Here is a 25,830-nt window from a genome sequence, read left to right as displayed (position 1 = left end):
AGTTTAGCTAACTTTCAACCGATTGCTAATCGCAACTGGTTTAACATTGGGAGGAATGAGATGAGAAAGCTGGTGGTCTGGAACCTGATGACGCTTGACGGTTATTTCGAAGGCGAGAAGCCTTGGGATCTAGCCTTTCACAACCATGCCTGGGGGCCGGAGCTCGAAAAGCTTTCGGAGCAATTCGGGGAGGAAGGCGATTTGCTGGTCTTCGGCCGCAAGACCTATGAGGGCATGGCGGCCTACTGGCCGACGGCCGAGGAAGACTCCAAGGTCAAGGAATACATGAACAACATTGCCAAACTGGCAGTCTCCAGGACGATGAAGGAGGCCGCGTGGAACAATAGCCGGGTCGTCAGCGATCCCGCCTCCGAACTGAAAAAGCGGAAAGCCGAAGAGGGCAAAACGATCTTCGTTTTCGGAAGCGCGGAATTGGTGGCATCGCTGATGAAGGACGGTCTGGTGGATGAGTATCGCATCTGCATCGCGCCGGTCCTGCTCGGTTCGGGCAATCCGCTTTTCAAGCAAACCGGGCAACAGACGGGATTGAAGCTGATCTCGTCCAGCATAGCAGCCAACGGCTCCGTAATCCTGAACTATGAGGTCGGGAAGGCCGTTTGAGATGGCGAAGGAACTGAGGGGCCGGTAGGGATTGGCCGACCTTTCCTCTTGGTCGATCCCATTCTCTTCCTGCTCTGTCTTCTCCCTTTGGCTTATTGCGCTGCAAGGAGCTGCGAATATTCTCCGTTCAGGAGGAGGATACCATGACCGACAGCCAATCCGCCGAAACCGCGGACATTGCGGATGCCGGCGCGGCATCAAAACCGCGTCCAACCGGCGAAGCGGTCAGCCTGACCTGCCGCGATGGCGTCGTGTTGCACGGCCATTTCTGGCCGGCGCATGGTTCGGCAGTTGCGAGCATCATCATCAATCCGGCCACCGGCGTTCTTGCCCGCTACTATCATTATTACGCGGATTTCCTGAGCCGGGAGGGTTTCGATGTCCTGACCTATGACTACCGGGGAATCGGACTTTCGCGGCCGGCGACGCTCAAGGGGTGCGGCTATCGCTGGCGGGAATGGGGCGAGCAAGATTTCGACGCGGCGCTCCGGCATATGGATCTCGCCCGCCCCGACCAACCGCTCCACGTGGTCGGCCATAGCATAGGAGGTTACCTGCCTGGGCTTTCGCCAAAGGCGGAGCGGATCGACCGTATGCTGACCATGGGCGCGCAATATGCCTATTGGCCCGATTATGCCGCCGGCCATCGCATACGATTGTTTCTGAAATGGCACGTGACCATGCCAGTCCTGACGGCGCTCGTTGGCTTTTTCCCGGGAAAACGGCTCGGCTGGCTGGAGGACCTGCCGGCGGGTGTCGCCAACGAATGGAGCTTTCGCCGCGCCCGAATGGAACTCACCCATCCTGCAACGGAGCGCTCCGATGTGATCAAAAGGTTCGACGCGGTCAAGGCCGCGATCCTTGCGGTGGCGGTGGAAGACGACGACATCGGCACGCCGGCGGCAATCCAGCGGACACTCGGCTATTATCGCAATGCGGCCGTGGACCAGGTCCTCTTATCGCCCGCCCACTACGGCCTTCGGGAAATAGGGCATTTCAGCCTTTTTCATTCCCGTCATTCAGACGGCTTCTGGCGCGATACGCTTTGCTGGCTGCGGGATGGAGTAAACCCTTGGGATAACAGCGAGGCCACCTCCCTCGCCCACCGAAATTGCGCAATATCAATGTAGAATCGCGCCGGGCGTCCATACTATCCAAAACAACGGAGGCCTCAGATGTACAAACACGTTCTCATCCCCACCGACGGATCGGCGCTTTCGACGCAGGCGCTCGAAAAGTCTCTCGATTTCGCCCGCGAGATCGGAGCGGAAGCGACGGTGCTTGTCGTCATGGAGCCGCTACAGGTGATGACCCTCAACCCGACGGGCCTGGAAGTTGCCTATGCGGCCTATGACCAGAGCAACAACAAAGCCGCCGACGGCATCCTGGCCGACGCCACCCAGGCGGCCAAGCAACGCATGGTCGCTTGCGAAACCCTCAAGCTGACGAGCCTGGATCCGGCCGGCACCATCGTCGAGACTGCCGAGAAACAACATTGCGACATCATCGCCATGGCGTCTCACGGCCGATCCGGCTTCAAGGCCTTCATGCTCGGAAGCGTAACCATGAAGGTGCTGGCGCATTCCAAGACGCCGGTGCTGGTTTATCGCTGATCAGGCGGTCAGATTGGTATAACGGACCGAATAGATGCGGTCGCGGCCCAGCAGGTGCGCGACCAACTTCTCCCGGTCGAAGAGGCCATGCATCGCCTGATGACGAAGATCAAGGCCGCCGGCGAGCACGCCGAATGCCGGCATCAGCAGGCGGCTGCCGTCACTCGCAAAGCATGGGCGGCGGACGGATTTTTCGCGGCGGCGGACGGTGGCCGACGGATGCAGGTGACCGGCAATTTCGCCCTTGCCGGAAATCAGACTCGGTTCGTGCCGGAATACGAGGCCGCCATAAATCAGTTCATCGGCGCAGCTACCGGGCAGATCGACCGTGCCATCCGGATCGTGGTTGCCGTTGATCCAGATCCAGTCGCGGCCGCGCGCCATGCCGGCAATCAACGCGCGAAGCTCGGGGGCAAGGTATTTCGAGCCTTTCCGGTCATGAAAATTGTCGCCGAGCGAGATGACGAGCTTCGGATCGTAGCGGGTGATGACGGCCGAAAGGATATTGAGGGTCGCAACCGTGTCGTAGGGCGGAAGCATCATGCCGCGGCGGGCAAAGGCTGCCCCTTTTTCAAGATGCAGGTCGGAGACAACGAGCGTGCCGGTTTCCGGCAGGTACAAGCCGCCCAGCGGATCGCACACGGCGAGGACGCCATTTACGATAATCTCTTCCGCGCCCGAGGCCGCATCTGTCATCGATAATGTCCGGGCGGCCAGGCCGAGGCGATGCATCAATTCAATGTCTTCCCATGGTGCGGCGGGCATCAGCTGAGCGCCTCCGCTATCAGTTCCTCGGCGGCCTCTTCCAGCACCGCATCATGCGCCTCGCCCGGTACTGATTCCTTGCCGATCTCCAGCATGATCGGAACGGCAAGCGGCGAAACACGGTCGAGATCGCGGTGGGTAATGTGCCCCCTGATTCGCTTCAGCATATCGCCTAACCGGCTCAAATCCAAAAGGCCGGATGCCGCATCCCGTCGTGTAGCCTCCAGAAGCACATGATCCGGCTCGTGGCTTCTGAGAACGTCGTAAATGAGATCAGTCGAGACCGTGACCTGCCGTCCAGTCTTTTCCTTGCCCGGATGGCGGCGCTCGATCAAACCGGAAATCACGGCGCAATTGCGGAATGTGCGCTTCAGCATGTAGCTTTCATTGAGCCAGGCCTCCAGATCGTCGCCCAGCATGTCTTCGTCAAAGAGGTCGGACAGGCTCAACCGGTCCGCCTTGATCATCGCGCCGATGTCTTTCAGGCCCCAGACGGCCAGCGAGTAATCCGTCGCAACGAAACCCAACGGCCTAGCCCCGGCGCGCTCGAGCCTGCGGGTGAGCAGCATGCCGAGCGTCTGATGCGCCAGGCGCCCTTCGAAGCAATAGGCGATCATGAAGAAGCGTTTTCCCCGCGGAAACGTCTCGATCAGCAGTTCGTCCTTCTTTGGAAGCATCGAGCGTTCCAGCTGGATATTCAGCCAGTCCCGCACCTGATCGGGAAGCTTCTGCCAGCGATCGGGGTCGGCGAGCATGCCGCGCACCTGATCGGCGAGATAGGTGGAGAGCGGGAACTTGCCGCCGGCATAGGCCGGTATCTTCGGGTCCAGCGAAAAGGCGTTAGAGACGAGGCACTCGTTTTCACGGATGCCTTCGAAACGCAGCACCTTGCCGGCGAAGAGGAAGGTATCGCCCTGCACGAGCTGCTCAAGGAAATATTCCTCGACCTTGCCGAGCGACATGCCACCGCGCCCGAGTGCACCATTGGCTCCACGCCGGACGAGGCGGACGTTGAGCTCTGTCGCCTCGACGATCGTGCCGAGGTTCAGCCGGTATTGCTGCGCGACCTGAGGATTGGAAACGCGCCAGCGCCCCTCTTTGGTCTTCCTGATCTTGGCGTAGCGCTCGTAGGAGCGCAGCGCATAACCGCCGGTCGCGACAAAATCGACGATACGTTCGAACATTTCCCAGGAGAGGTCGGCATAGGGCGAGGCTGAAATGATCTCCTCGTAGAGTTCGAGCGGATCGAAGGGTTCGGCGCAGGCCATGCCGAGAACATGCTGGGCGAGGACATCGAGCGCACCTTCGCCTACCGGCGGCGTATCCTGAGCGCCGAGATAGTTGGCATCGAGCGCTGCCTGGCATTCCATCACCTCGAAGCGGTTGGCAGGCACCAGGATCGCCTTGGACGGCTCATCCATGCGGTGATTGGAGCGGCCGATGCGCTGGGCAAGCCGCGAGGCGCCCTTCGGTGCGCCGACATGCACGACGAGATCGACATCGCCCCAATCGATGCCCATGTCGAGCGTCGAGGTGGCGACGATGGCGCGCAGTTTGTTCGCCGCCATGGCAGCTTCCACCTTGCGGCGTTGGCCGACATCGAGTGAGCCGTGGTGAAGCGCGATCGGCAGATTGTCTTCGTTGATCGTCCAGAGCGTCTGGAAGAGGAGTTCCGCCTGAAAGCGGGTATTAACGAAGATCAGCGTCATGTTGTGACGTTTGATCTCCTCATAGACCTCCGGCATGGCATAGGTGGAAACATGGCCGGACCAGGGAATGCGGTCCTCCGTCTTCATGATCGTGATGTCGGGTGCGGCGCCGCCGGTGACATGGACGAGGCCGGCGGGCGAAGCGGGATGTTCGCCTTGTGGCACCAGCCAGCACTGCAGGTCCATCGGGTCGGAGACGGTTGCCGAAAGGCCGATGGTCTGCACCTGTGGCGCATGGCGGCGGATGCGGGCGAGACCGAGGGACAGCAGGTGGCCGCGCTTCGACGTGACCAACGAATGGAGCTCGTCGAGGACCACATATTTCAGGTCCTTGAAGAAACGCTCGGCTTCCTTGTTCGCAAGCAGCAGCGCCACCTGTTCTGGCGTCGTCAGCAAAATGTCCGGCGGGTTGAGCTTCTGGCGCTGGCGCTTGGCTTGCGGGGTATCGCCGGTGCGATTTTCGACCGTGACGGCTAGGCCCATTTCCGTCACCGGCTTCATCAGGTTGCGTTCTATATCCACCGTCAGCGCTTTCAGGGGCGAGACGTAGAGTGTGTGGATGCCGGTGAAGACCGAGCCGGGTGGGATCTTACCGCGACGGGTGAGATCGGTCAGCGACGGCAGGAAACCGGCGAGCGTCTTGCCGGCACCCGTCGGTGCAATCAGCAGCACGCTTTCGCCGGCGGTGGCGCGCGAAAGCAATTCGAGCTGGTGCGCACGCGGCTGCCAGCCCTTTTCGGCGAACCATTTCAGGAACGGCCGGGGCAGAAGCGCGGCATCACGGCCGGAAGATTGGGTTTCAACGATATCCACGAGCCTGAAGATAAGCGGAAGGCGGCAAAAAAGAAGAGTCTTGACGTCAGCACATAATCATGGATAAAGAATATCCATGATATGGAGCAGATCATGAAACTCAGCGACGGCATCGAACAGGCGATCCATTGCATGACCATGCTTTCGGGCGTTTCCGAAGGCGGCGTGCTTTCCGCCGCAGCCCTGGCGGAGTTCCACGGCGTCTCCACCAGCTATCTTCTGAAACATCTGCAGGCGCTTTCCGGCGCCGGGCTGGTCAGCACGGTGCCCGGCCCAAAAGGCGGATATCGGTTGGCGAAGACGCCCGAGGCGATCACGCTGCTCGATATCGTACTGGCGGTGGAAGGGCCTGCGCCGGCTTTTCGCTGCGCCGAAATCCGTCAGCGTGGCCCTAACCCGCTGCCGGGGCGGTATTTCGCCAAGCCCTGCGGCATCAACGCCGCCATGCTGAAGGCCGAAAAAGCCTATCGCGCCGAACTCGCCAAGGTGACGATCGCGGACATCCTGGCGGACCTGAAGGCCACTGACGACGGCGGCATTGCCGCCCGCGGCTGCGCCTTCCTCGAAATCCACGAACGCAAAGCGGCCCGTTGAGACGGCCACAACCCAAGGAGAATACCGATGCAGCCTCGTTTGAACTTCGCCAAGGCCTCGCCGGATGCCTACAAGGCCGTTCTTGATCTGGAAAACTACGTCCAGAAATCCGGCCTCGAGCGCCGCTTCATCCATCTGATCAAGCTTCGCGCCTCGATCATCAACCACTGCGCCTATTGCGTCGATATGCATGTCAAGGAAAGCCGACATGACGGGCTTTCCGAGCAATGGATCAACATGATGAGCGTGTGGGAAGAATCCCCGATCTATGACGAGAAGGAACGCGCTTTGCTGACCTGGGTCGATGCGGTGACCAAGGTTGCCGACACCCATGTTCCCGACAGCGCCTATGAGGTGCTGAAGGCGCATTTCTCGGAAGAGGAAATGATGAAGATCACCGTCGCAATCGGCGTGATCAACGTCTGGAACCGGCTCTGCGTCGGCTTCCGCGCGCTTCACCCGATCGACCAGCCGGCCAAGGCTGCGTGACCGGGGACAGCTAGCGAACGATATATCGATCCGTGCGGTGGTTGATCGCGAGCGTCAGGTTCAGGGTCACTGCCGCGAGAATCGAGCAGAGAATGACAAACGGGCTGGCGACGAAGAAGGAGAGCGCCAGCACCAGTCCATCCAGCCCGAGTTGCACGAAGCCGGCCCGCCAGCCGAAGCGGTCCTGCAGATAAAGCGCCAGAATGCCGAAGCCGCCGAGCGAAGCCCGGTGACGAAAGAGCGCCAGCATGCCCGCACCGATCAGCAGTCCGCCGAAGAGAGCGGCCGCGATCGGGTTGATATGGTCGAAGCCGATCAGTTGCGGCAGGAAATCCGTGAGCACGGAGGTCAGCGCGACGGCTGCAAAGGTCTTGACCGTGAAGGAGAGACCCAGCCGCTTGTAGGCGATCCAGTAAAACGGCAGATTGAGAGCGAAGAAGACGAGACCGAAACTCAAGCCCGTCGAGTAGCGGATCAGAAAGCCGAGGCCGGCGGTTCCACCGATCAGGAACTCCGCCTTGGCCAGCATCGTCACGCCAAGCGCCGCCAGCATGCTGCCGGCAACCACGCCCTGCATGTCTTCCAGCGGCGAGTGTTTATCCGAGCTGGAGGCCCAAAAGCCGACCGGGCTTTTCTTGGCTGCGGCATCCGACATCAGCGCACCACGATATAGCGGTCCGAGCGATGGTTGATCGCCAGGAAGAGGTTGAGAACGACAGCGCCGACCACCGACCAGGCCACGGTCATCGGGCTGACCACCGCAAAGGCACAGAGCATGACGCAGAGGTCGAAGGCAAGCTGGATCAGCCCGGCCTGGATGCCGAACCGGTCCTGGATGTAGATCGCCAGGATGCCGACACCACCGAGGCTCGCCCGGTGGCGGTATAGCGCCAGGAGACCATAGCCGAGAAGCAGCCCGCCGAGCAGAGCCGCCCAGAAGGGATGCAGATAATCGATCAGAAAGAAGCGGCCCTCGACCTCGGAGATCACGGAGACAAGCCCGATCGCGACGAAGGTCTTTACCGAGAAGGCGAGCCCCAGCCGGCGAAACGAAAGATAATAAAACGGCAGGTTGACGATAAAGAACAGGAGGCCGAAGGAAATACCCAAGGCGTAGTGCAGAAGAAAAGCAACGCCCGCAGTGCCGCCGGTGAGCAGGCCGACCTTGTTCAGGAAATAGAAGCCGAGGGCAGCCACCATGGCGCCGGTCAAAAGCCCCTGACCGTCCTCAAGGAGTGTGTGCTGCGACGGATCGGCGCTATAAAAGCCGAGGCTTTTTCTCTGAACCTGCTTCTGCTGCCCGGCCAATTCCGACCCCTTCATTCTCGGCGATATTGCACTGCAATAAAACCGTCATCAAGCCCGTTCAAGCGGCGATATGGTGGCTGCGAAAAAAGCAAGAAACATTCGGTCAGGCGAGCTTTCGCGACAGAAAGAGGATACCTTGGATCGGTCTGCCGGCATCCGTGCGAATGGGGGTCTTTTGCAACGCGAGAATTTCGAAGCCGTAGCGATGAAGCAGAGACCGGATATAGGTTTCGGAATGGGCGTAACGCAAAGAATCCCGAAGAACGAAAGACCGCTCCTCGCCCGCATCCTCGACGGAGAAACCGAAGAGCCCCGCAGGTGCGAGCAATTCAAGAACCAGTGGGAAGACGGTTTCCAGCGATCCGAGATACATCAGCACGTCGGCGGCGGAAACGAGATCGGCGCGCTGTCTCGCAAGAACGCCGGAAAAAAGGCCGGACATCTCTGGGGAAAGGCTGAGATCCGATTGGCCGAGATGGTCATAGAGGCCCTTTGCCTCCGCCTTGGCCAGCATGTTCCCGGAGAGGTCGAAGCCTTCGAGGCGCTCCGTCCCGCCACGGATTTCGGCACCGAAAAGGCCCGTGCCGCAACCGAGATCGACGGTATTCCTGAACGGCGCATGGGGTGCGACGAGAGCGGCGAGCTTGCCGGGCACGGAATATTCTAGCCTCTCGACAAGCGCCGTATCAAACCGGTCGGCATAGTCATCGAACAGGCCCTCGACATAACGGCTCGGGGGCTGGGCCGGCATTTCCTCGGCGCCGAGCAGCGCGAGCTTCAATCTTGCGCCGAAGATGTCGTCTGGCTGGAGATCGAGCGCCTGCCGATATGCGTCCGCGGCGGTCGCAAGTGTGGCCTTCTCACGATATTCGCCGAGCCGGAACCAGCCCGCGGCCCAGCCGGGGACGAGTTCCAGGGCCTGTTCCACGAGTTCCGCGGCGGCGGCGAAATCGCCCGCCTCCGCCAACATGCGGGCATAGTCGGCGCGGCGGTCGGCGATCACATCGCCGGAGGAGAACTGGCTGGCGGACATGATCGGCTCCCAAGGGTCGCGGGTTCTTTGCCGAAGCCACAAAAAAACTCAAGTTCTATTTGAGGAGGCCAAGGCGCTTGCGGCGCAGACGAGCCGCGGGTATGCGTTTCAGGCAATTCGGAGACAGACAAGGATGGCGGACGGGATGAACAGGTTCCTGGGCGATACGCCGGGTCGCACGATCATCAAGCTGATCGTCGTGTGCCTCATCGTAGGGTTCGTACTGGCGTTTTTTGGCTTCACGCCGGACAATATCGTCGATACGGTCCGCTACTGGTTCCTGGACCTCTGGTACAACGGTTTCCGGGCTCTCGGCCGGGTCGGCAACTATCTGGTGCTGGGCGCCATCGTCGTCATTCCGATCTTCGTCATCCTGCGCCTGTTGAGCTACCGCCGCTGACATGACCGACCTCTATATTTCCTCCCGCCGGGGTTTCCTCATGATGTCAGGAATGGGCCTGCTGCTCGCCGGCTGTTCCACGACATCTGTTCTCACCCCGACCGCAGGCGCCGAGGACGAAACGGAAGCGGCGCTGCCGATGGTCAACAAGCTGAGACAAAGCCGCGGTCTGGCGGCACTGACCCTCGATACGCCTGCACGCAAGGCTGCCTCCCAGCAGGCTATCCGCATGGCAAAAGCCGAGAAGATGAAACACCTGATCGGCTTCGGCGACGACTTCGGCTCGCGCATGAAGCGCAATGACGTGGCGCTGCCCGCCGCCGAAAACATCGCCAGCGGCCAGGATTCGGTAAACGCAGCCGTGCAGGCCTGGATCGACTCTCCCAAGCATCTCGAAAACATGCTCGGTTCCTTCAGGGGGCTCGGCGTCGCCGTGGCGCGCGCCGATGACAGCCGCACCTATTGGGCCATGGTCCTTTCGGGTTAGGCGATGGATGGCCGCGGACCAGAAGGGCAGGCCGCAAAGCCGTTCGACGTGACGCACCGGCTGGTACTCGGCATCGCGATCCCGATGACGCTCGGCTTTCTCACGACCCCGCTGCTCGGGCTTACGGATACGGCCGTCGTCGGCCAGTTCGGAAAGGCCGAGGCGCTCGCCGGGCTGGCGATCGGCGCAATCCTCTTCGACCTCATCTATGGCAGCTTAAGCTTCCTGCGCACGTCCACCACCGGTCTCGTCGCTCAGGCTTTCGGCCGTGGCGACCATCGCGAACAGCAGGCGGTGTTCTGGCGAGCCCTCCTCAGCGCATTCGGGCTCGGCTTCGTCATGCTGGCGCTTTCTCCGCTGATCCTCGCTTTCGCGCCGGAGCTGATGACCAGCGATCCCGCCGTCGCTGACGTCACACGCCAATATTTCAGGATCCGCGTGCTGACCAGCCCCGCGACCTTCGCCAATTTCGCGATCCTCGGCTATGTGCTCGGGCGCGGCCAGGGCTTGCTGGGCCTTGTCCTGCAAATCATTCTCAACGGCACGAACATCATGCTTTCGATCTTTCTTGGCCTCGGTCTCGGCTGGGGTATTGCCGGAGTGGCCTGGGGAACCGCGCTTGCCGAAACCGCGGCGGTCGTGATCGGCTTCCTGATCGTCAGCCGGCAGTTTTCTGCTGTCCATCGGCCGAGCCGTGTGGACATCTTCGACGCGGCCAAGCTCAAACAGCTCTTCCACCTCAATGCCGATATCCTGATCCGATCACTGATATTGAACGGCGCATTTGCGCTGCTGACACGCGTCGGATCCAGCTTCGGCGCCGTGACGCTCGCCGCCAACGCCGTGCTGATGAACGTCTTCATGCTGTCTGCCTTCTTCCTGGACGGTCTAGCGGGGGCTGCCGAACAGCTGGCCGGCAGGGCGGTCGGGGCGCGGTATCGTCCTTCCTTCGACCGTGCGCTGAAGCTGACCGGCCTCTGGTCCTTCGCCATGGCGGGCGCCGTCGGACTGTTCTTCATTCTCTTCGGGCAGCCGATTATCGACATGCTGACGACGTCCGAAGACGTGCGGCAGACGGCCTACAGCTATCTCGGATGGGCGGCATTGACGGGTTTGACCGGCGTGCTGGCCTTCCAGATGGACGGCGTCTTCATCGGCGCCACATGGTCACGGGAGATGCGCAACATGATGCTCGCCTCCTTCGCCGGATATTGTTTAGCGCTCGCCGCGCTCGTGCCGCTTTTCGGCAATCACGGGCTCTGGCTGTCGCTCAACCTCTTCCTGCTGATGCGCGGCATCTTCCTCGCGGCGATGGTGCCCCGCAAGGCGCGTCAGAGTTTTTCCGCCGCCCACTGATCGAGACGGGTGTCGCGGATTTCCCGGATCGAGGAGAGCTTTTCCCGGTCGAGAAGCGACGAGAGGCCCTTCAGGATCGTTGCCGGCAGGCCGGGGCCTTCATAAACCATGCAGGAATAAAGCTGCACCAGGTCCGCGCCGGCGCGGATTTTTTCCAAGGCGTCCGTCGCACTGGAAACCCCACCCACACCAATAATCGGCAGAGCCGGGCCGACGCGTTTGCGCATCTTGGCAAGCATCACCGTCGACCGCTTGAAGAGCGGCACGCCGGAAAGGCCGCCCGCTTCTTTCGCCTGGATCTGATCCTTCAGCCCGTCGCGGGAAAGCGTGGTATTGGAAACGATCAGGCCGTCCAGCGGATGGGAGGTCACTTCGGAGGCAATATCGTCCAACCCCTCCTCCGTCAGATCGGGCGCGATCTTCAGAAAGACCGGCACGGTTCGTCCATACCGCAGCCCCTCTTCCGCCCGCGCCGCAAGCACGGCTTCCAGCAGCGCCTTCAAGCTGTCGCGGGCCTGCAGGTCGCGCAGGCCCGGTGTATTAGGGGAGGAGATGTTGACAGTGAAATAGGTGGCGAGCGCATAAAACTTTCGAATGCCCGCGACGTAATCGGCCACGCGATCGGCGGTATCCTTGTTGGCGCCGATATTGACGCCAACGATCCCCGGGGCATTGTGCCGTGCCGAAAGCCTGGCGAAGGCCGCCTCATGCCCCTCGTTGTTGAAGCCGAGCCGGTTGATGACCCCGCGGTCCTCCACCAGGCGGAAGATGCGCGGCTTGTCGTTGCCGGCTTGAGGTTTTGGCGTCACGGTGCCCACTTCGGTGAAACCGAAACCGAGCTTCAGCATCGCATCCGGCACTTCGGCATTCTTGTCGTAACCGGCGGCAAGGCCGAGCGGGTTCGGAAAGGTGATCCCGGCAATCGTCTGGGCAAGACGTGGATCGTTCGCGATACGGCAGGTGGGTACGAGGCCGGTCTTCAATGCCGCGATCGACAGACCATGTGCCGTTTCCGGGTCGAAGACGAAAAGGCTGCGCGAGGCAAGCCCGGCAAAGGGACCGATCATGGCATTTTCTCCGGAAAGGCATGCACGCCGTCTGCGCCGATCAGCAGCGGCATTTCCCAAAGCACCGCCGAAAAAGGCAGCTTGCCGTAAAGATGCGGGAAGAGGTCACCCCCGCGCGAGGGCTCGTATTTCAGCGCCTCGCCAAGCTCCGCCGCGTTGACGGCCACCAGGACAAGGCCTGCAACGCCGGCAAAATGCAGCCGGGCCGTCTCTCTGGCCTGAGGCCCGGTTGACAAATGGATGTAGCCGTCCTGGAGATCGATACCCGCGCCGTCGAAGACACCGCTACCCTTCGCCTGGCGCCAGAGCGTTTCCGGCACGATCTTATACACCATATCCGTCATCATGAACTCTCGAGTATCTGTTATAATCGGTGCGTTTGCCGCAAAGCCCGGCGCTTGTCCACCTGAGGAGGACCAAAAGATGAAGGTTCTGACACTATTCACCGTGGCACTCGTCATTCCCGCGGCCTCCTACGCCCAGGCGCCGCAGCAGAACCGTTTTCAGCTGGAACGGACCGAAAGCGGCGTCGTTCGGCTCGATACGCAGACCGGCGCCATGACGCTCTGCCGCGAGGAAAACGGGACGCTGACCTGCCGCATGCAGCCGGACGAGCGGGCAGCTTACGAAGAGGAACTCGACAGACTGGAAAAGAGGGTGACGTCGCTTGAGGAGCGGCTGAGCCAGACGCCGCCGACGGCACTGCCCACCGACGAGGAAGTGGACAAGTCTCTCTCCATCATGGAGAAGTTCATGCGGCGTTTCATGGCGATCGTCGGCGAATTCATCGACGAGCGGGAAGCGGACAAACCTCAACCAAATCGTACGTGAATTCCCGCACTTGTTTCCGTCGCTCCGGAGGTTTACAACTTTCGAAGATACAGAGGCACAACTATGCTCTTGGGAGGGAGCGTGGGAATGCAGACACTTACAATTATCATCGCTGACGACCATCCGCTGTTTCGCGGCGCCCTGCGCCAGGCTGTTCAGGGGATCGCCGAAAAAGTCCTGATCATCGAGGCGGGTGATTTCGAAGCCGCGCGGCGTGCCGCCGATTCCAATCCCGAGGCCGACCTGATGCTGCTCGACCTGGCAATGCCGGGCGTTAGCGGTTTTTCCGGGCTGATGTCGCTGCGGGCGGAATTCTCCGGCCTGCCGATCGTTATCGTCTCGGCGAGCGACGACGGCACCACGATACGCCGCGCCCTGGAACTGGGCGCCTCGGGTTTCATTTCGAAATCCTCCGGCCTCGACGAGATCCGGGCCGGCGTTCAGGCGGTTCTCGAGGGCGATATCTGGGCGCCAAAGGGCGATTCCACCCAGCCTGAAGAAGATCCCGGCCTTGCCGAACTCATGGATCGGCTGAAAACGCTCACGCCGCAGCAGAGCCGGGTGCTGACCATGCTCGGCGAAGGCTTGCTGAACAAGCAGATCGCTTACGAACTCGGCGTCTCGGAGGCGACCATCAAGGCGCATGTTTCGGCAATCCTGCTGAAGCTCAACGTCGACAGCCGGACGCAGGCGGTGATCAAGCTCGGCAAGATCAACATGGCCCTGGTGGCCTAGCGCCAGCCTCATCCATATTGCAGGATTTTATTCCTTCCTTCTCTTTACGCGAGGCCCGCCCTCCGTTAAAATCCGGGGTGTCTGGGCTTGCTGTCATGCAGCCTGAAGGCCGTGGAGAGATTGATCGAAGGGGTGCCGCCGAGCGCCGGTTTGTCCGGCCCTGTCTCGCGCGCCGGGTACGGGCAAAATGCTGTCACATGAAACGATCTGGAACGCGATCGATACGCTGGCCCAACGCCATCAACTGACACCGTCGGGCCTTGCGCGGCGTGCCGGCCTGGATCCGACATCCTTCAACAAGTCGAAGCGGCTCGGGCCGGACGGGCGCCTGCGCTGGCCTTCGACGGAATCGATCGCCAAGGTGCTGGAGGCGACGGGGGCGACGGTAGACCAGTTCATGAGCTATCTGCCGACCTCCTCCAGCCGTTCGGCATTTCCGGAAGGCAATTTCCCGCCGCAGGGGGGCACCATCCCGCTCCTCGGCTTTGCTCAAGCGGGTGCGGGTGGTTTTTTCGACGACGGCGGCTTTCCTGCCGGCCAGGGCTGGGATGTGGTGGAGTTCCCGATCGACCCTTCGCGCAAGGCCGGCGTCTATGCGCTTGAAGTCCAGGGCGAGTCGATGATGCCGCTTTATCGCGACGGCGATGTGCTCATCGTGGAACCGGGCGCACAGGTGCGGCGCGGCGACCGCGTCGTCCTGAAAACCCGCGAGGGCGAAGTCATGGCCAAGGTTCTCTCGCGCCAGACGGCCCGGACGGTCGAGCTGATGTCGCTCAATCCCGAGCATCCGAACCGCAGCTTCGATCTTTCGGAAGTGGACTGGATGGCACGCATCATCTGGGCGAGCCAATAGGCATGGCGAACCGCTAGGAAAGAATTCCCCTCAATAAAGCCCATTCGGAAAATACCGCAGGTAGATGTCCTGCAAGCGTCCATTGCGGGAGAGCGCGCCGAGAGCGTGGTCGAAAGCCGCAACAAGCAAGGGATCGTTCTTGCGGAACATGACGGTCAGCGCCTCGCCGAGGAACTTTTCCGAAAGATAGGGGCCGTCAAAGAGCGCGCAGCATTTTGCCGACATTTCTCCCGCAACCCAGAAGGGCAGTCTCAGGCCATCGGAAAACACGGCATCCACCTTGCCGGCCTTCAATGCCTCCAGCATCATCTCATGGCTGTCGAACGGGATGATCGTGACCTTCGGGAAGAAGGCTTTCAGCATCACCTGATGGGCCGTTCCCTCGACCACGCCGACCGGCTTGCCGGCAAGCGCCGCAGCCGTGTCGCCGTCGATCTTGGCGGCGAGGTTGCGGGCAAAGCGAGCCGGCACGCCGAGATAAGGCCTCGAAAACGAAAACCGCCGGCGCCGATCCGGCGTAACCGCGACGCCGGCCATCACCGCCTCGCCTGCCCCGCTTTCCAGCGTCTTTTCCAGTTCCTCGAACGGCAGCGCCTGGATCTGGCACTTCGCCTCGATCTTCAACTCACCGCAGATTTCGCGGGCTAGATCGACATTGAAACCGGCGAGCCGACCTGTCTGATCGGCAAAGTTGAAAGGAGGAAAGTCGATTGTCGTCAGTATCCTCAGCCGGACGAGGCTGGAAAGATCCGGCCGCGGGAGACGCTCGCGCGCATCGAACATCAACGGCAGCCCATCGTCCGCGCGAGCCGCATGGCTCGACACGAGAAAGGCGAACAATGCGCCCGCCGCAAGGCAAAGCTGCAAAATGGTGAAGAACCCCTTAATATTCGGGCATGCAATCAGAAGACGCATCGCTATGATCCAGATCGGGACAAGGTTGGGGCGTCCGCTTGCGGGCGGTGTAGCAGAGTCATGCGTTTAGGGGAATATCCGCCGGCATCGCCGCCGGTGCAAGATGGCGTGTGGCAAGATCACGCTCCACCGGCAAGCAAGGCTGCCGAAAATGTCCACGTTTCGAGTGAAGACCCGGAGCTGATAGCCCTTGCGGCGCTCGGCATTTCAAAACCCCTGCGTTCAACGCTTGCCGAGCGGGCGCGGCAAAACGGCACCACCATCGAATGCGAATTGCTTCATAGCGGCTAGGTCGAGGAAGACGCCTATTACGGAGCCATGGCGCGCTTTCTGCGCCTGCCTTTTATCGGCACCATCGATCCGTCCCTTTTAACCGACATACCTCTGCTCGACACGCAATTGCGGCGCCCCAGCCAGATCCGCATCGCCCACCGGCATCGCGCTCCGCAGGTGGCCGTGGTGCCGGAAGCCTCAAGGCTCGCCGACCTCGGCGCGGCCCTTGCGGCCATGCCCGCTCTCGGTCGCGATCTTGCGATAACCACGCCTTCGGCGGTCCGCAGCGCAGTCTGGAGGGCCGGTGCCCGCAGACGCGTCCAGGAAGCTGTCACCACTCTTTTCGACCAATTTCCCGACTTCTCGGCCCGCATCGTTTTGGCCGGCCACCAAGGTTTTTATGCGGGACTTGGGCTTGCCGCCATTATCTCCGCGCTGATCTTCATGCCGCTCGCAACACTGCTTATGCTGCATATCGGGCTGTCATGCATCTATCTGGCATCCCTATTCCTGCGATTTGCCGCCTTCACCCGGCAAAATTTCGCCCCGGCCATGCTGCCGGCGCTACCCGCGCGGGATGCGCCGCTTCCCTGTTATACGGTGATGGTAGCGCTCTACCGCGAGGCCGCCGTTGCAGAGCAGCTGATCTCAAGCCTCAAGCGGCTGGACTGGCCGGCCGCGCTGCTCGACATCAAACTCGTCTGCGAGGCGGACGACCACGAGACGATCACAGCCCTCAAGGCGCTTGCCTTAGGCCCATGTTTCGAGATCGTGGAGGTGCCTCCCTGCAATCCGCGCACCAAGCCGAAGGCTCTCACCTACGCGCTGGCTGCGGCACGCGGCGAATATCTGGCGATCTATGACGCCGAAGACCGGCCCCATCCGCAGCAACTTCGCGAGGCTTACGCGCGCTTTCAAACCTCACCTGCGGAGGTTGCCTGCCTGCAGGCGCCGTTGATCATCACCAATGCCAAGGAATCCTGGATCAGCGCGCTATTTTCCCTCGAATATTCGGGCCTGTTTCGCGGCCTGCTGCCGATGCTCGCCGGCAGCCGGATGCCTCTGCCGCTCGGCGGCACCTCCAATCACTTCCGCACCGAAACCCTGCTTGCCGTCGGCGGATGGGATCCGTTCAACGTCACCGAGGACGCGGATCTCGGTCTACGCCTCTACCGCCTCGGCTACCGCGCGGATGTGATCGTGCGCCAGACGCTCGAGGACGCCCCGACCGCGATCCGCGTCTGGATGGCTCAGCGAAGCCGATGGTTCAAGGGCTGGCTGCACCTTTACGAAAGGAATCATAACCTATTGCAAACGCGAGATATTTATTCGATATCCACGGCTGAGAATTGGACGACAGCAACATCATAGCAACATTCACTCGCCAAGGGGTGGTGTCTCCGGAGCCGGGAATGTACTGGACGGGCAGCGACACTGGGAGTGCCATCCCGCTCAAGCCTCGTGCTGGTAGTGATACTCATCCAGTCGCGCTCTCGCTCTTGATAGCTCGTCGTCGATGAATAACGCGTGCCACCTCACATTTTCCAGTACCATCGCCTCGACGGTTAGATCCAAGCATTGCCGTTCATAGGAGATTTATGTACCCATCTGAGGGCTTTGTAGCGTTGATAAGATACTTTGCTGTTTCCACCCACCCCGTTCCGTGAGCATTCTCAGGAATACCGTCGCGTTATACCGAGCTTCTGATTTAGCTCGCTGGTCGATCGAGAACATCGCAGCGTTGAAATCAGTCTCAAGTTTTTCCATTTTGCGCTCCCATCACGTTACACTGCCCACTCGGATAAAACGCACGGCTACCACCCTCTCCGCCAATGTGCTTTGCAAGCGATCGAAAAACCGGCTATTTTTCAAAGCAAGCACCTGCGACCCACTTTATACCCACATTTGCAGCCGGATTTTGATGGCTTAATTCGTACGTGGCCGGACAACGTTTGTCGGCCTCCGTTATCCATAAAGCGCGGCGTTGTCGGACTTTTCTTCAACAACGAGACGCAACGCGGATCCGGCGAGAGCGGTTTGCAGGCCGACATACATATCTAGTCGACCGAATATTATGAACACCATTGGACGCGCAGTATGCGACACAATTTTTTTCCAGCTATCGCGATCAATGGATGATGGGAGGCTGGTTCCGAAAGGATGAGAGTGCCACTCTCCAACCCAATCGACGGTCTTCCCGGACGACAGCCATTGCTTGATTGCCCTATCCTCGTGACCGCGATGAGATCGATGGAAACGCGTTGGCGTCGACCGATCCCATTGATCGGGAAAAGTAACGGAGTGGACCTGGACTGCTGAAGGCTTTCGGAAGCCGAGCAACAACCCACCATGTTCATTGTTTCCAGAACTATTGCCTAGATAACTTCGGATCTCTTGTACTATGAGATTGGGAAGCAAGACCTTTATCAAAGCGAACTCGAATTACCTAGGCAAGCAGGGCAGCTTTTTAGTGCAGTGGGCGAGACCGGCTTTTGATATCTTCCCCGCTCCAAATCAACTGCAATTGTCCGCAAGCGAGCACCCGGCTTAGCTGATACCCAATCCAACGCAGCTCGGTTTGCCAAGCTTGCAGCCATTACCGCAGCGTCAGCCGAAAACGGCACATAAGAGCCATCGCCACAACTAGCTGGCTGAACATTGAGCACATGTCGTTCATCCCCTGCAGGATATCGCCACCGACCATCAAAGCTTGTTTTAAGGCAGCGAAAGCAGGCAAGACCGTCTCGGAGGTTGAGGAAGCTTTGGACCCCTGCGCCATTCATGAATATCCACGTATGGAGGAGTGCTGCTGCCCGAAAATCACGTCCTGCAAGAAATCGATCGTTCAAGGCTGATTGCACATTCCATTCACCGGTCGCGTCGATGATAAGGTCACAATTTGCGATTTGGCTCCAGCAGTCCAGCGCGTTTTCGTTGAATGCTCGTACACTTACTTGCGGGTGAAACCGCTCCAACTCAGCCTTGAGCGCAAGCGCTTTAGGTTTGCCGATATATTCGAACCCCAGCACGTGACGGCCTATATTCCCCTCGCTCAATAACTGATTGTCGAAGATAGACAGGCGTCCATCCATTCCCGCGCCGCTTTGAACAAGCAACCGTGACAAGTAGCCGCCAATTGTTCCGCCGCCGATCAAGGCAACTGATATATTCTTAAAATTGTCGCGTTCGGGAATATTGCGTGAACTGACGTGGTCTAGGCTGGACCAATTGCCTGCGTATCGCTCCACACTCACTTTATCCATCCTGTTGACTAACAGCTTCGTAAGGGATTGTTTGCGAATAGACTTGCGAAGGATAGCTGTCGCGATCTCCTTAGGCACTTCCATCTTGACGCCAACAAACGCATTGGGACCAGCGAAGAACACGGTTAGCCCTTGGCAAAGTTCATTGAAGATTACTTGCCAATTAACACCGAGTGCGGGCTGGCCATCGACCCAACGCCGTAAATCTTCGAGTGTCTTCGGCGCTCTAATGCCACCCCCGGGTCCGAGCTTTTCGCTTACGCATCGTAGGCGTGCCGGCTCGGGAAAAGTAACATCGTACCCACGCAGTGCCGGCCTTCTATCTAGGCATAGAAACTCGACTTGACCATTCCTACTCGCGAAAAATACGAAACCATCGGTCCCACCCGAAGACTGCTGTTTGGGCAATAGGACCTGCACGCCAAGTTTAGGGTACCAGTACTGCTGATACTCATCTACAATTTCGAGTTTTGCGCGGCCACGATATGAAAGCTCCAGGGTACGCTTGACTTCATCAAGTATTCGTAGGATTGCCTCGCCAGGTCTATAGAGATCAATCGGCAAGCCGGCACCGGAAGCATAACAAATACCGTCACCTGACTCGACATGGGCTAGGGTTTCAAGTGGAATCTGAGATCGATCTTTTAAGAATACTCGCGGCTTTTGTACAAAGCTAACATCTGGAATCGAAAGTGAGATATCTATCGGTTGGCCGTGGACACTGATCGAACCCGAGTAGTCAGCGACTCCGGATCCGGTGTATTGAAAACCAATCCTTTGGAGAGTCGCGTCGATATTTTGGAGAGCAGACCTTTTATCCATTATCCTGACGTTGAGGCTGTGACGCGCGGTGCTGCCACAGTAGCAGGAATGGCGGTTTGAACGGCGGCAATCTTGGAGGCCATTTTTACCGAATCAGGGCGGTAGGGCATTCGCTGTCCGAACTTGTTTCGCAGCTTCTTGACAACCAATTCTGCATCGCCTGTCCGCTCAAGCGCGGAGCTCATTTCGTCTCGGAGTTCCCGAGCCGCGGACACGATGGCGTCTCGATCTTCCTCAGACCACTCGTTGATGCAAAGATGCTTCAGAACCGGGTTTTCAATCTTGCCATTGAACAGGTCAGGCAGCTCCTTCGCGATTTCCAGAATAAGAGCATCATCGCGATCTTCCGTGGGAAAGCCGTTGAGCTTTTGTAGAGCTTGATCGACCGCGCACATAATACAAAGAGAAGACAACGGTGATTTTAACCATATATAATCACGCCACCCTTTGAAGAACCGGCATAGACGCTTATACACTGCGCCGTAGCGGTCTGACCTGCTTACAACCCAGTCGTGAAGTTGCTGTGGGTCCGACTGAACCCACGTACCATCGCGCTGCGCAAGCATAATTTTATCAGAAGGAAGACGCCAAGAGGTGGTTACGGAGTCCCTTGCGGCAAAAGTTGCAGCGTGACTCTTCTCCAGAGCTTCCCTGATCGCTTCAAAGCGCTCACGAGGAATGGAATAGATCGGTATATCGATGTGCGCCCCCGGCCACAACTTTACGCGCACGCAGTTCGGCTTTTCCGCTAGCTTCCAGTTATTCTTTTTGCAGAGGTCCGCGAGGGCGGTTTCGACGAACGCGAACAGCCCTTTCGCTGCAAGGGCCGGTTCGCCATTGCTTAAGAATTCAACCGGAACGTACATACCATCGTCTAGGTCGATTTCCTGATGCGGCTTTTGAGCGGGGGCATTTATTGTTCCGTAGGCAAAACTGCCCTGCGTCATGAATTTTACTTCAATGGCCGGGCGTGTGCGCCAGTTTCGGTTGGAATAGGCATCTTGCCAGTATTCATCATGCGTGATGATTCCGGCTGCGGCAGCTTTGAGGGTGGCGCGAATCTCACGCCTCGCTTCCATCAAGCCGGTGCGTTCATCCTCTTCGATAGTAAGATTTGCAAGGTAACTAGGTTGGGATTTCAGACCACAGAATAGCGCATGCGCGTTTGCAAGAGTCACATAACACCTATAATTTGATCATGTTTTGTTCAACAATGGGATTTGCAACTTCCTGTTTCAAGTGGGCTGAGGCGCTAATGTACAGAATTCTTTCAAAACAAATGATGTTCGTGGGATTCGGATGGCTGATCGTCGGCCTTTTTTCCCTCGCGTACAGCCTGCCGAATATATTGTCGGTCGAGCTGAGGGCTTCCTCCATTCCAGGGGTAGCTTGGCTGCTTCTGAACGCACTTTTATGGAATCCGGTTTGGCGGTGGTTTTGGCGCAAATTTCCCATTCTTGGGAAGCTCATCTTTCCCGATCTTAATGGCCGGTGGCGGGTTGAATTGGCATCAAATTGGCCCAGACAACAACAACTTCTCGATGCTGCGGCATCAAAGAGCGTTGTACTTGACATGAGACAATGCTCGTCGGACCAGTTGGCCCCGCTCACTCCGGTCGTTCTGGAGGCTGAAATCACGCAGACGTGGTGGAGTTTTGAAATGAAGATGTGGAATCCGAAAGGCAACACGCCCATCGATAGGTCTGACACAATTAGTGTGGACCCTTTTCCAAAAAAAGGGCTGCTAGCGCCCGGTATTTGTTATTTTTACAAACAAGTAAACGCTACTGACAACGTGTCAGACGATAACGAGTTCTATGGCGCAGCGAGGCTTGAGTATGACGGCTCCAAGGACCAGCTATCTGGGTTGGCCTGGACTGCCCGAATGTGGCGACGCGCAATGAATACGGCGGGGCCGGTTACCTTCAAAAGGTTGAAACCGTGAATAAAGCTTCGGTCAGTAACGTTACGTGGGTCCTTGGCAGCTCTGCTGATAAGAAACGTTGGCGGCTTAAGCGAACCGCTTTTGTCTATATACCTGACTTTTGCCTTAGCCGTTTTAGGGCAAGGTCAATGTTTCGCTTTAGCACTTCATTGCGGACTTTAAATTCATGGCGATCACCTGACTTCGTAAGGGAAGCGGCATCGTCCGCTTCACCATACAATGTGTGGCACGCGCTCATCTGTAGAGTTTTTCCGTGGCAGCTTATCTCTGACACAAGCAAGAAATTTTTACTGAAATAATCCTTTCTAAGGCGTTCAAGAAGAAGATCATCGAAGGCTTCTTCTTCTGGATAGCCAAAATCGGACATAAGCGGCGGAATGAGCCATTCATCCTGCGTGAAATCAGGCTGCCTTCGGCCGCCATGGGCATGCGCGCGACGTACAAGCACCCAATCGTCGATCCACTGGCTGTCCAAGATTACGGGTTGAGCCTGCCGCTCGATTTTTCCTTTAGTTGAAACAGTTGCGCCCCAATGCATCGCGACATACGGGGCGTTCTTGCAGAATCTAGAGCCGTCGTGAATGAACCCCGTGTAAGCTCCTCCGAATTTTTCTAGATGTGGTTCTGAAGTGAAGCCCTCGTGCCCCAAGAGATATGCTACCAGCGAAATGAATTTCATTTCTGCGTCGCGGAATTCCTCTGACGGCTTCAACACCTTAGTCTTAGAATTGGCGATAATTCGCTCAACGATTTCTGCACCAGACCCCACAGTTATTTCACTATCTTCAAGCCACACGCAGTCTGGAAACGTGAACTTAAATGCGCGCTTGGTCTGTCCATTGACGTACAAACCGACAATTACGAATTCTCGATCAACTACATTGGATACTAACGGGTGTTGCGGGAGTTCTAAGAAGAAATCTTTGAGGCGCGAAAGGTCCGTCAATGAATCTGCGTTCGCCTTGAGGTATTTAAGGTACGTTCGCGCTGCGCTCGTGTCCCCGGCGTACGCGGCTACGATGGTGGAATTAATCTCCACGGCTTTTTGTTGCATCATTTTCACGGCGGATCCAAAGAACGCGGCGCGTCCTTGCCGATTTCCATCCATTGGCAACTTTATCGGACGAAGAAAAAATCCTTTCTGGGATAACGCGCAGTCGGCGATAAGGGACGGGAAGGATGCTTTTGCGCTAACGTGTACAATCGTCATGTAAAGCTCATTGGTAGGATAGAGGTGCGATTGTACGATCCCAGCGTGAAGGATTGCTGAAGGGGGGATTTGCCACCATGCAGAGCACGTTGAACGAAGCACTTTCCTTGATTGCAGCGCCGAATTTCGAATCTCACAAAAACACGCAACTTGCTATGTCTGGATCTCAGATGCCGACCGCCCAGATTGCTACATTCATTCGGCCGGCAATTGTCAGGTAGCGGTCGCCACAGTCTTCGCAAGCACGCGATACACCTGCATTCGCGAACATCCGGCTTGTCTGGCGATAGCTGATGCCCCCAAGCCCTCTATATGCAGCTTGTGAATGAGTTTGTGATCCAAACGTGGGCTACCCCCCTTGTACATAAGGGCCGCTTTCGCGCGAGCAATACCCTCGCGCTGACGTTCCTTGATGAATCGCCGCTCCATCTGTGCCACCATCCCGAGCACCGTTAGCACCACATGACCGACTTCTCCACGGGTCGAAACGTGAGGGTCAAGCACCGTCACGAACGCACCGCGTTGCTGGCACTCATGAACGATGTTTAGGACATCGCGGGTGTCGCGTCCGAGCCGGTCCAGCCGGGTAACAACCAGCTCGTCGTCTCGCCGCAGGAACTCGATCACCGTCGCAAGTTCGGCGCGACCTTCGCGCGTTCCTCCAGACACCTTCTCCGAGCGAATGATTTCACAGCCCTCAGACCGAAGCCGGTCGAGCTGGAGCTGTAGATCCTGATCAATTGTGCTGACGCGGGCGTAACCAATGCGGGCCATTTGTAACCTCTAGCTTTAGGCCAAAGCCTAGCTTGTCACAAATAGGCGGCGTCAACCCGGATGTTACGCGACCCGCCGTAACCTGCAAACCTGCCACGCCGGGGTATACCCTGAAGTTACTGAATTGCCATTGCGCGCTTGCCGGAGACCGCTCATCCTTGTCGTGCAGTGCGAAGCGATCAATCATATCAGCACTCGCTTCGTTACTCCTAAGTTCACCCAGATGGGGTCGCTAGCTGGCTTTCGTCGATGCGGATGATCTGGGTCCGTTGAGCCATAGGACGTCTCATTGCGTCAGCCACGCGTCGAATCCGGTACCATAGCCCGGAGAGATCCCTCAAAATATTGTCCGGGAGAGACGCCGAAGGCCGCCCTGAACACTGCAATGAAAGCGCTGGGGCCGGAGTAGCCGAGCGAGAAGGCGATATCGCCCACACTTCGACCGGCGGCGAGCCACTCCACTGCTTTGAGGAGTTTCGCCTGCTGACGCCACGCGCGAAAACTCATGCCGGTCTCAGTTTGGAAATGGCGCTGGAAGCTGCGTGTGGACATGGCCGCACGGGACGCAAGTTCATTGAGCGGCCAATTCCCACCCGGCTCGTTCCTGATGTCCGCAGCGACGTTACGGAGACGTTCGGATGCCGGTGAGGGAAGTGACAACGGGGCGACCGGACTTGCCTGAAGCTGGTCGAGGATGACTGCAACAAGCCGCTCGGCACGGTCGCTGCCGGCCTCTGCGCGTGGTATCTCCAGGAACGCAAGGATAAGTTCGCGCAGGAGCGTCGTCGTTCCGATCACGGAGACCTCGGAGGGCAGGTTTACGACCGCGTCGGGCCGAAAGAACAGATAGCTCCGCTCCGTCTGCTGAAGATAGGTCACTTCGTGAAGGACTCCTGATGGCACGAATACGGCACGTTCAGGCGGAACGATGAAGTAACCCCGCTCGGTCTCCAGCCTGAGCGACCCCCGCACGATCTGGAAAAGCTGAGCGCGGTGATGCGTGTGGAAGGAATAGGTTCGCCCGGCGGGTTCCGCTCCACCTTGGGCGACGGCGGTGTGCGGATAATCTCCGAAGCCGTCTTGAGGCAGATGAACGTTGGTTAGGTTGTCAGGGGCTATCATGGCGTCTCACAGACATAATTTGCCAGACTACCGATACCACGTCGGACGGTATCTCACTAGATTGGCTTCACCGCAGCATAACCGGGATGGAAACCATGACATTCGAACTCCGACAGAACGAAGTCTCCGACCGCATTGCCCGAAACCTGCTCCCGAAACTCGCAGCTTTGCGGATTCCAGTACCCATCGTCCTTCGCTGGTGGCAACGGCGCGAAACGGAACAGGCACTACAGTGGCTATCGGACCGTGATCTGGCAGACATAGGCGTCGCGCGTCATGAGATCCGCGAGCTGGCACGATCGCAAGCGCAAATGGATGCGAGATCCGCAAAGCGGCGGGCAAGGTGATGGCGCTACTGGTCCGGTGCGGGCATGTTGCCGGTCGCATGAGAAACCGTTTGCTGGTTCAGAAGCGTGGCGATGGCCATTACCAACTGCGCCGGCACGAACGGTTTCGCTATCAGAATGCTTTCGGGCACCCCATTTGCCGCCCATTCATCCGCGCTGTCGGCCGTCACATAAACCACCGGCATCGCCGGAACCAATTCGCGCGCATGCCGGGCAACGTCCCAACCGTTGGGGCCATCGCCTAGCCTCACGTCTGTTATCACGGCGCTAAAGCGGGTTGCATCTCGGTCCAATTCCGACAGCCCCTCGTTTCCGTTCACGGCGGAGATCACCTGAAAGTGCTGTTGCTTAAGAATATCCTCCGCCTCGAGAAGAAGGAGCGGCTGATCTTCGACTAACAAGACCAATGGCATCGCAGACATATCATTCATCTGGAGCTCCGCAGGTTCGGCCAGCCTCGGCCGAGCGAAGCCTAACGCCTACAA

Annotated in this window: 29 protein-coding genes; 15 read left to right on the top strand and 14 right to left on the bottom strand. The window is 58.6% G+C overall.

Translation table 11 applies throughout. The annotated features are described in order from the left end of the window. Positions 1–60 precede the first annotated feature (60 nt). The 3 genes from EDE09_RS01235 to EDE09_RS01225 all read left to right on the top strand — a co-directional run bounded on the left by EDE09_RS01235 (position 61) and on the right by EDE09_RS01225 (position 2,234). Positions 61–621, top strand: coding sequence for a dihydrofolate reductase family protein (locus EDE09_RS01235; RefSeq protein WP_132408457.1), 561 nt, complete (start codon positions 61–63; stop codon positions 619–621). Positions 622–764: 143 nt separating this feature from the next. Next, the gene (locus EDE09_RS01230) at positions 765–1,751 is read left to right on the top strand and encodes an alpha/beta fold hydrolase (protein ID WP_132408455.1); all 987 of its coding nucleotides are present in this window, start codon (positions 765–767) and stop codon (positions 1,749–1,751) included. Positions 1,752–1,796: 45 nt separating this feature from the next. Then, a complete protein-coding gene (locus EDE09_RS01225; protein ID WP_105370559.1) occupies positions 1,797–2,234 on the top strand; it encodes a universal stress protein in 438 nt (145 codons plus the stop codon). On the opposite strand, the gene pdeM is transcribed toward EDE09_RS01225, so the two are convergent. Both pdeM and EDE09_RS01215 read right to left on the bottom strand, forming a co-directional pair. After that, the gene (pdeM, locus tag EDE09_RS01220) at positions 2,235–2,930 is read right to left on the bottom strand and encodes a ligase-associated DNA damage response endonuclease PdeM (RefSeq protein ID WP_245505052.1); all 696 of its coding nucleotides are present in this window, start codon (positions 2,928–2,930) and stop codon (positions 2,235–2,237) included. Between the two features lie 68 nt (positions 2,931–2,998). Further along, positions 2,999–5,521: a ligase-associated DNA damage response DEXH box helicase gene (locus EDE09_RS01215; RefSeq protein ID WP_132408453.1), complete on the bottom strand. Its 2,523-nt coding sequence runs from the start codon at positions 5,519–5,521 to the stop codon at positions 2,999–3,001. Positions 5,522–5,614: 93 nt separating this feature from the next. Between EDE09_RS01215 and EDE09_RS01210 the strand changes: the two genes are divergently transcribed. After that, the gene (locus EDE09_RS01210; RefSeq protein WP_132408451.1) at positions 5,615–6,115 is read left to right on the top strand and encodes an Rrf2 family transcriptional regulator; all 501 of its coding nucleotides are present in this window, start codon (positions 5,615–5,617) and stop codon (positions 6,113–6,115) included. Positions 6,116–6,142: 27 nt separating this feature from the next. Further along, positions 6,143–6,604, top strand: coding sequence for a carboxymuconolactone decarboxylase family protein (locus EDE09_RS01205; protein ID WP_132408449.1), 462 nt, complete (start codon positions 6,143–6,145; stop codon positions 6,602–6,604). 10 nt (positions 6,605–6,614) lie between these two features. On the opposite strand, the gene EDE09_RS01200 is transcribed toward EDE09_RS01205, so the two are convergent. From EDE09_RS01200 to EDE09_RS01190, 3 genes are all read right to left on the bottom strand, one after another. Further along, positions 6,615–7,259 carry a YitT family protein gene (locus EDE09_RS01200; RefSeq protein ID WP_132408447.1) on the bottom strand — a complete coding sequence of 215 codons (645 nt, stop codon included), beginning with the start codon at positions 7,257–7,259 and terminating at the stop codon, positions 6,615–6,617. Then, on the bottom strand, positions 7,259–7,912 hold the full coding sequence (locus tag EDE09_RS01195) for a YitT family protein (RefSeq protein ID WP_245505051.1): 654 nt from the start codon (positions 7,910–7,912) through the stop codon (positions 7,259–7,261). The genes EDE09_RS01200 and EDE09_RS01195 overlap by 1 nt, the downstream gene beginning before the upstream one ends. Positions 7,913–8,015: 103 nt before the next feature. Then, a complete protein-coding gene (locus EDE09_RS01190; protein ID WP_132408443.1) occupies positions 8,016–8,945 on the bottom strand; it encodes a methyltransferase domain-containing protein in 930 nt (309 codons plus the stop codon). A gap of 133 nt (positions 8,946–9,078) precedes the next feature. Here EDE09_RS01190 and EDE09_RS01185 point away from each other — a divergent pair, with 133 nt between their 5' ends. Genes EDE09_RS01185 through EDE09_RS01175 form a run of 3 tightly spaced genes read left to right on the top strand, consistent with a single transcriptional unit; the run spans position 9,079 to position 11,188 of the window. Then, positions 9,079–9,345, top strand: a complete 267-nt coding sequence (locus tag EDE09_RS01185) for a DUF6460 domain-containing protein (protein WP_105370554.1) — start codon at positions 9,079–9,081, stop codon at positions 9,343–9,345. 1 nt (position 9,346) lies between these two features. Continuing rightward, positions 9,347–9,832 carry a CAP domain-containing protein gene (locus EDE09_RS01180; RefSeq protein ID WP_112797363.1) on the top strand — a complete coding sequence of 162 codons (486 nt, stop codon included), beginning with the start codon at positions 9,347–9,349 and terminating at the stop codon, positions 9,830–9,832. A gap of 3 nt (positions 9,833–9,835) precedes the next feature. Then, positions 9,836–11,188 carry an MATE family efflux transporter gene (locus EDE09_RS01175; RefSeq protein WP_105370552.1) on the top strand — a complete coding sequence of 451 codons (1,353 nt, stop codon included), beginning with the start codon at positions 9,836–9,838 and terminating at the stop codon, positions 11,186–11,188. Here the strand turns inward: EDE09_RS01175 and EDE09_RS01170 are convergent. After that, complete coding sequence (locus EDE09_RS01170; RefSeq protein ID WP_132408441.1) at positions 11,164–12,255, bottom strand: quinone-dependent dihydroorotate dehydrogenase; 1,092 nt, start codon at positions 12,253–12,255, stop codon at positions 11,164–11,166. The genes EDE09_RS01175 and EDE09_RS01170 overlap by 25 nt on opposite strands. After that, a complete protein-coding gene (locus EDE09_RS01165) occupies positions 12,252–12,602 on the bottom strand; it encodes a DUF952 domain-containing protein (RefSeq protein WP_207914798.1) in 351 nt (116 codons plus the stop codon). The genes EDE09_RS01170 and EDE09_RS01165 overlap by 4 nt, the downstream gene beginning before the upstream one ends. 76 nt (positions 12,603–12,678) lie before the next feature. Here EDE09_RS01165 and EDE09_RS01160 point away from each other — a divergent pair, with 76 nt between their 5' ends. From EDE09_RS01160 to EDE09_RS01150, 3 genes are all read left to right on the top strand, one after another. After that, positions 12,679–13,086 (top strand): hypothetical protein, encoded by a 408-nt coding sequence (locus EDE09_RS01160; protein WP_105370550.1) that lies wholly within the window; start codon positions 12,679–12,681, stop codon positions 13,084–13,086. 87 nt (positions 13,087–13,173) lie between these two features. Then, positions 13,174–13,821: a response regulator transcription factor gene (locus EDE09_RS01155; RefSeq protein WP_132408437.1), complete on the top strand. Its 648-nt coding sequence runs from the start codon at positions 13,174–13,176 to the stop codon at positions 13,819–13,821. A 187-nt stretch (positions 13,822–14,008) separates the two neighbouring features. After that, entirely contained in the window at positions 14,009–14,674 is a 666-nt protein-coding gene (locus tag EDE09_RS01150) for a helix-turn-helix transcriptional regulator (RefSeq protein ID WP_105370548.1), read from the top strand. Positions 14,675–14,704: 30 nt separating this feature from the next. On the opposite strand, the gene EDE09_RS01145 is transcribed toward EDE09_RS01150, so the two are convergent. Beyond that, complete coding sequence (locus EDE09_RS01145) at positions 14,705–15,589, bottom strand: transporter substrate-binding domain-containing protein (protein WP_132408435.1); 885 nt, start codon at positions 15,587–15,589, stop codon at positions 14,705–14,707. Between the two features lie 60 nt (positions 15,590–15,649). Here EDE09_RS01145 and EDE09_RS01140 point away from each other — a divergent pair, with 60 nt between their 5' ends. Then, complete coding sequence (locus tag EDE09_RS01140; protein WP_132408433.1) at positions 15,650–15,880, top strand: hypothetical protein; 231 nt, start codon at positions 15,650–15,652, stop codon at positions 15,878–15,880. A gap of 27 nt (positions 15,881–15,907) precedes the next feature. Further along, entirely contained in the window at positions 15,908–17,233 is a 1,326-nt protein-coding gene (locus EDE09_RS01135; protein ID WP_132408431.1) for a glycosyltransferase family 2 protein, read from the top strand. Between the two features lie 1,055 nt (positions 17,234–18,288). On the opposite strand, the gene EDE09_RS01120 is transcribed toward EDE09_RS01135, so the two are convergent. Both EDE09_RS01120 and EDE09_RS01115 read right to left on the bottom strand, forming a co-directional pair. After that, the gene (locus EDE09_RS01120; RefSeq protein WP_132408427.1) at positions 18,289–19,947 is read right to left on the bottom strand and encodes an E2/UBC family protein; all 1,659 of its coding nucleotides are present in this window, start codon (positions 19,945–19,947) and stop codon (positions 18,289–18,291) included. Further along, positions 19,947–21,125: a cyclic GMP-AMP synthase DncV-like nucleotidyltransferase gene (locus tag EDE09_RS01115; protein ID WP_132408424.1), complete on the bottom strand. Its 1,179-nt coding sequence runs from the start codon at positions 21,123–21,125 to the stop codon at positions 19,947–19,949. Before EDE09_RS01115 ends, EDE09_RS01120 begins: the two co-directional genes overlap by 1 nt. Positions 21,126–21,202: 77 nt before the next feature. On the opposite strand from EDE09_RS01115, the gene EDE09_RS01110 reads away from it, so the two are divergent. Further along, a complete protein-coding gene (locus EDE09_RS01110) occupies positions 21,203–21,892 on the top strand; it encodes a hypothetical protein (RefSeq protein WP_132408422.1) in 690 nt (229 codons plus the stop codon). 85 nt (positions 21,893–21,977) lie between these two features. Here the strand turns inward: EDE09_RS01110 and EDE09_RS01105 are convergent, their stop codons facing one another. From EDE09_RS01105 to EDE09_RS01095, 3 genes are all read right to left on the bottom strand, one after another. Further along, positions 21,978–23,102 (bottom strand): hypothetical protein, encoded by a 1,125-nt coding sequence (locus EDE09_RS01105; RefSeq protein WP_132408420.1) that lies wholly within the window; start codon positions 23,100–23,102, stop codon positions 21,978–21,980. Positions 23,103–23,315: 213 nt separating this feature from the next. Beyond that, positions 23,316–23,876 carry a recombinase family protein gene (locus tag EDE09_RS01100; RefSeq protein ID WP_132408418.1) on the bottom strand — a complete coding sequence of 187 codons (561 nt, stop codon included), beginning with the start codon at positions 23,874–23,876 and terminating at the stop codon, positions 23,316–23,318. 294 nt (positions 23,877–24,170) lie between these two features. Further along, on the bottom strand, positions 24,171–24,998 hold the full coding sequence (locus EDE09_RS01095; protein WP_132408416.1) for a helix-turn-helix transcriptional regulator: 828 nt from the start codon (positions 24,996–24,998) through the stop codon (positions 24,171–24,173). 95 nt (positions 24,999–25,093) lie between these two features. Between EDE09_RS01095 and EDE09_RS01090 the strand changes: the two genes are divergently transcribed. Beyond that, on the top strand, positions 25,094–25,345 hold the full coding sequence (locus EDE09_RS01090) for a DUF1127 domain-containing protein (protein ID WP_132408414.1): 252 nt from the start codon (positions 25,094–25,096) through the stop codon (positions 25,343–25,345). A gap of 5 nt (positions 25,346–25,350) precedes the next feature. Here the strand turns inward: EDE09_RS01090 and EDE09_RS01085 are convergent, their stop codons facing one another. Next, positions 25,351–25,776: a response regulator gene (locus EDE09_RS01085; RefSeq protein ID WP_207914797.1), complete on the bottom strand. Its 426-nt coding sequence runs from the start codon at positions 25,774–25,776 to the stop codon at positions 25,351–25,353. Between the last annotated feature and the right edge of the window lie 54 nt (positions 25,777–25,830).

Source organism: Neorhizobium sp. S3-V5DH (assembly GCF_004343065.1).
Taxonomy (GTDB): Bacteria; Pseudomonadota; Alphaproteobacteria; order Rhizobiales; family Rhizobiaceae; genus Neorhizobium; species Neorhizobium huautlense.
The sequence above is the reverse complement of the archived record's forward strand: the minus strand, read 5'-3'. Positions and strand labels throughout refer to the sequence as shown.

What these genes read in the sequence shown, in the direction of transcription:
- EDE09_RS01235 (WP_132408457.1), top strand. Translation starts at nt 61, where the DNA reads ATGAGAAAGCTGGTGGTCTGGAACCTGATGACGCTTGACGGTTATTTC.
- EDE09_RS01230 (WP_132408455.1), top strand. Translation starts at nt 765, where the DNA reads ATGACCGACAGCCAATCCGCCGAAACCGCGGACATTGCGGATGCCGGC.
- EDE09_RS01225 (WP_105370559.1), top strand. Translation starts at nt 1,797, where the DNA reads ATGTACAAACACGTTCTCATCCCCACCGACGGATCGGCGCTTTCGACG.
- pdeM (WP_245505052.1), bottom strand. Translation starts at nt 2,930, where the DNA reads ATGACAGATGCGGCCTCGGGCGCGGAAGAGATTATCGTAAATGGCGTC.
- EDE09_RS01210 (WP_132408451.1), top strand. Translation starts at nt 5,615, where the DNA reads ATGAAACTCAGCGACGGCATCGAACAGGCGATCCATTGCATGACCATG.
- EDE09_RS01205 (WP_132408449.1), top strand. Translation starts at nt 6,143, where the DNA reads ATGCAGCCTCGTTTGAACTTCGCCAAGGCCTCGCCGGATGCCTACAAG.
- EDE09_RS01200 (WP_132408447.1), bottom strand. Translation starts at nt 7,259, where the DNA reads ATGTCGGATGCCGCAGCCAAGAAAAGCCCGGTCGGCTTTTGGGCCTCC.
- EDE09_RS01190 (WP_132408443.1), bottom strand. Translation starts at nt 8,945, where the DNA reads ATGTCCGCCAGCCAGTTCTCCTCCGGCGATGTGATCGCCGACCGCCGC.
- EDE09_RS01185 (WP_105370554.1), top strand. Translation starts at nt 9,079, where the DNA reads ATGGCGGACGGGATGAACAGGTTCCTGGGCGATACGCCGGGTCGCACG.
- EDE09_RS01180 (WP_112797363.1), top strand. Translation starts at nt 9,347, where the DNA reads ATGACCGACCTCTATATTTCCTCCCGCCGGGGTTTCCTCATGATGTCA.
- EDE09_RS01175 (WP_105370552.1), top strand. Translation starts at nt 9,836, where the DNA reads ATGGATGGCCGCGGACCAGAAGGGCAGGCCGCAAAGCCGTTCGACGTG.
- EDE09_RS01170 (WP_132408441.1), bottom strand. Translation starts at nt 12,255, where the DNA reads ATGATCGGTCCCTTTGCCGGGCTTGCCTCGCGCAGCCTTTTCGTCTTC.
- EDE09_RS01165 (WP_207914798.1), bottom strand. Translation starts at nt 12,602, where the DNA reads ATGATGACGGATATGGTGTATAAGATCGTGCCGGAAACGCTCTGGCGC.
- EDE09_RS01160 (WP_105370550.1), top strand. Translation starts at nt 12,679, where the DNA reads ATGAAGGTTCTGACACTATTCACCGTGGCACTCGTCATTCCCGCGGCC.
- EDE09_RS01155 (WP_132408437.1), top strand. Translation starts at nt 13,174, where the DNA reads ATGCAGACACTTACAATTATCATCGCTGACGACCATCCGCTGTTTCGC.
- EDE09_RS01150 (WP_105370548.1), top strand. Translation starts at nt 14,009, where the DNA reads ATGCTGTCACATGAAACGATCTGGAACGCGATCGATACGCTGGCCCAA.
- EDE09_RS01145 (WP_132408435.1), bottom strand. Translation starts at nt 15,589, where the DNA reads ATGCGTCTTCTGATTGCATGCCCGAATATTAAGGGGTTCTTCACCATT.
- EDE09_RS01140 (WP_132408433.1), top strand. Translation starts at nt 15,650, where the DNA reads ATGCGTTTAGGGGAATATCCGCCGGCATCGCCGCCGGTGCAAGATGGC.
- EDE09_RS01135 (WP_132408431.1), top strand. Translation starts at nt 15,908, where the DNA reads ATGGCGCGCTTTCTGCGCCTGCCTTTTATCGGCACCATCGATCCGTCC.
- EDE09_RS01120 (WP_132408427.1), bottom strand. Translation starts at nt 19,947, where the DNA reads ATGGATAAAAGGTCTGCTCTCCAAAATATCGACGCGACTCTCCAAAGG.
- EDE09_RS01110 (WP_132408422.1), top strand. Translation starts at nt 21,203, where the DNA reads ATGTACAGAATTCTTTCAAAACAAATGATGTTCGTGGGATTCGGATGG.
- EDE09_RS01105 (WP_132408420.1), bottom strand. Translation starts at nt 23,102, where the DNA reads ATGACGATTGTACACGTTAGCGCAAAAGCATCCTTCCCGTCCCTTATC.
- EDE09_RS01100 (WP_132408418.1), bottom strand. Translation starts at nt 23,876, where the DNA reads ATGGCCCGCATTGGTTACGCCCGCGTCAGCACAATTGATCAGGATCTA.
- EDE09_RS01095 (WP_132408416.1), bottom strand. Translation starts at nt 24,998, where the DNA reads ATGATAGCCCCTGACAACCTAACCAACGTTCATCTGCCTCAAGACGGC.
- EDE09_RS01090 (WP_132408414.1), top strand. Translation starts at nt 25,094, where the DNA reads ATGACATTCGAACTCCGACAGAACGAAGTCTCCGACCGCATTGCCCGA.
- EDE09_RS01085 (WP_207914797.1), bottom strand. Translation starts at nt 25,776, where the DNA reads ATGAATGATATGTCTGCGATGCCATTGGTCTTGTTAGTCGAAGATCAG.